We start from the raw sequence: 2,277 nt of genomic DNA, 5'->3' as shown, positions 1-2,277 counted from the left end.
CGGCGCCTGGTTCGACGTCGCCGAGCGCGCCGACCTGCAGCCGCTTTTGCAGGAGCGGCAGATCATCCAGAACACGCGCACAGCGATCGACGGCGACAAGGCGCAGAGCCTGCCTCCGCTTCGCTTCGCCGGCATCCTGCTCGAGGGCGGCGTGATCGGCTATGACACCAACGAGACCACGGGCGGCGTCGGCGCCACCTATCTCGGCGTCGGGCCCAACGTGCAGTACCGGCAGGATATCATCACCATTGCGTTGCGCGCCGTCAGCGTGCAGACCGGCCGCGTGCTGGCCTCGGTCACCACGACCAAGATTGTCTATTCGATCAATGTCGCCGGCACCGGCTTCCTGTTCGCTGCGGTCGACAAGCTGCTGCAGGCCGATATCGGATTTACCAAGAACACGCCGCCGACGCTGGCGGTGCGCGAGGGCGTACAGCTTGCGGTCTATTCGCTGATCTTCGAGGGGGTGAAGAACAAACTATGGGAGTTCAAGGATCGCGCCGCGGGCGAAGCCTTCATGCGCGAGCTTGAAAGGAACCAGAAGGCCACGGTGCCACCCGAAGTCGCCGCCGCCACGAGCCTGCAGCGCGACGCGCTGGTCGCGAAGTACTAGCCAGCCGGCAGGGCGCGTTAGGCGGATCGCTGACCGTTCGGCAGAACCGAGAAGTCTTTGGACTTCTGCCCGTCTTCGGCTTCCAGAAATCCTTCCGCCGCAAGGCCGCGCTTGAGCAATTCCCGTATCGCGGAGGCTCGGCTCGGCATTCGCTTCTTGAAGCGCCACGTATCGACGGCACGGAGCTCGCTTTGCGACAGCATGATCTGGAGGCGTTCGCCTCTGGTGAGCTCACCCATCCCCATCGCTCCGACCGTAAAAGCCCTTAGATGTGTCAGTTACTCCTTCGGCTCATCAATCGCACTAACATGGGTTAACGGCTAAACCGGCAAACCAGCCGAAGCCGTCGGCAATACATTGAACTAGCGACTGATTTCTTGATTCGTGCCGCGCGGCGCGCAAAGCTTGACGTGAAGGCGCTTGGTCGCGTGGCCAAGGCCGTCGCTCAGGGGCAAAACCGTGCCGCTAGACCGATTACTTCAAAGGCATGAGATTGCATCGGAGCATTCCGAAATCCTGAAGCAGGCATTCAATCTGGCGCTGCGCGGCCTGCATCTGGTGGATCGAAACGATCCGATTTGCGAAATCGTGGCCCGCAAGGTCATCGAGATCGGCATGGATGGCAGCCGCGATCCGCAGCAAATCGCCGCGCTGACGATCAAGAAGCTCAAGACATAATGCGCCGAATGAGCGTGCGGACATCGTGCCGCGTGCAGGCCACCAGCCGCGATCGTGGGCACAACCCCGAAGGTGCTTCCGCATTTCTTGAGTTTGTCGCGAGCCCAGCCGGATCAGATCGTCTTCGCCGCGCCGGCCGGGATATTGCCCGATAACAGCAACGCTTACTTGCCCCGGCTCTGCTGGGTCGCGCTGTAACAGGCGGGCGAGGAGGCGTTCTGCTGGTTGCAGGTGGCCGGGTTGGTCGGACTGCCGGCGGCCGCCGCCGTCGTCGAACCGCCCTCGGGCGCGCTTTTTGGTTTGGCCTCATCGGTAACGGGTGTGCCGCCGGAAACGCGGCCGCGCGCCTGCCGGACCCAGACTTCAGAGGCTTGCGCCTGCGGTATCGATATCGAAATCATAAGGCCGAGCGTCGCTGCGGCGATCACCCGATGGCATCTCATCTTCATCTTTCGCGTCCACACGTCATCCATGCCGCGAATGATTAACGCATGCTGTCGATTTATGTGAGTCCTGAAATTGGCTCGCGCCGAGGGGGCCGGCGCGCCGTTCGTCATCAAAGAGTCATCAAGCGGACGTGGAGCCATGGAGCTCCGACTCCGAAGTTCACATCGTATCGCGGCAACCTCTTTTGCGAACTTCGGAATCAAAGGAGCTCTGGCAACTCATCGATCCCAGTGCGGCTTTGAATTTGAAGTGCCTATGACGAATTTGCCGCGAAGCTGACAGGAACTTCAAATTCGCCGCACTAGTCCCAAGGGACTAGTCAATAAGCCCCGGCGCAAAGACGCAATTCCACCTGTTTCGCCACGATTATTTCGGTTCGACTTTGGATGGCTGGAAGGTGCTCGTGCCATGGTGGACATCAACGTGCCGCAAACCGAATCCGCGACGGACATTTGGCCGTTCCATTGCCGCCGATGCGCCGAGCACTGTCTGCTTTATTCGCTTCTCGATTCCACGCGCGGCAGCACCGTTCGCTTGTA

Annotated in this window: 4 protein-coding genes; 2 read left to right on the top strand and 2 right to left on the bottom strand. The window is 60.9% G+C overall.

From position 1 onward, the window contains the following. A partial coding sequence (locus VFL62_RS23185; protein WP_325174730.1) for a CsgG/HfaB family protein occupies window positions 1-613 on the top strand: 613 nt, incomplete at its 5' end. 17 nt (window positions 614-630) lie between these two features. Here the strand turns inward: VFL62_RS23185 and VFL62_RS23180 are convergent. Continuing rightward, the gene (locus VFL62_RS23180) at window positions 631-852 is read right to left on the bottom strand and encodes a hypothetical protein (RefSeq protein WP_325174729.1); all 222 of its coding nucleotides are present in this window, start codon (window positions 850-852) and stop codon (window positions 631-633) included. Window positions 853-1,072: 220 nt separating this feature from the next. Between VFL62_RS23180 and VFL62_RS23175 the strand changes: the two genes are divergently transcribed. After that, the gene (locus VFL62_RS23175; protein ID WP_325174728.1) at window positions 1,073-1,291 is read left to right on the top strand and encodes a hypothetical protein; all 219 of its coding nucleotides are present in this window, start codon (window positions 1,073-1,075) and stop codon (window positions 1,289-1,291) included. Between the two features lie 164 nt (window positions 1,292-1,455). On the opposite strand, the gene VFL62_RS23170 is transcribed toward VFL62_RS23175, so the two are convergent. Beyond that, the gene (locus VFL62_RS23170; protein WP_325174727.1) at window positions 1,456-1,734 is read right to left on the bottom strand and encodes a hypothetical protein; all 279 of its coding nucleotides are present in this window, start codon (window positions 1,732-1,734) and stop codon (window positions 1,456-1,458) included. Window positions 1,735-2,277 lie beyond the last annotated feature (543 nt).

It is taken from the genome of Bradyrhizobium sp. (assembly GCF_035701725.1).
Classification (GTDB): domain Bacteria; phylum Pseudomonadota; class Alphaproteobacteria; order Rhizobiales; family Xanthobacteraceae; genus Bradyrhizobium.
This window is presented reverse-complemented; position numbering and strand designations above follow the sequence as displayed.

Bases quoted from the DNA above. Each gene is read 5' to 3' on its own strand.
- VFL62_RS23180 (WP_325174729.1), bottom strand. From the start codon at position 852: ATGGGTGAGCTCACCAGAGGCGAACGCCTCCAGATCATGCTGTCGCAA.
- VFL62_RS23170 (WP_325174727.1), bottom strand. From the start codon at position 1,734: ATGAGATGCCATCGGGTGATCGCCGCAGCGACGCTCGGCCTTATGATT.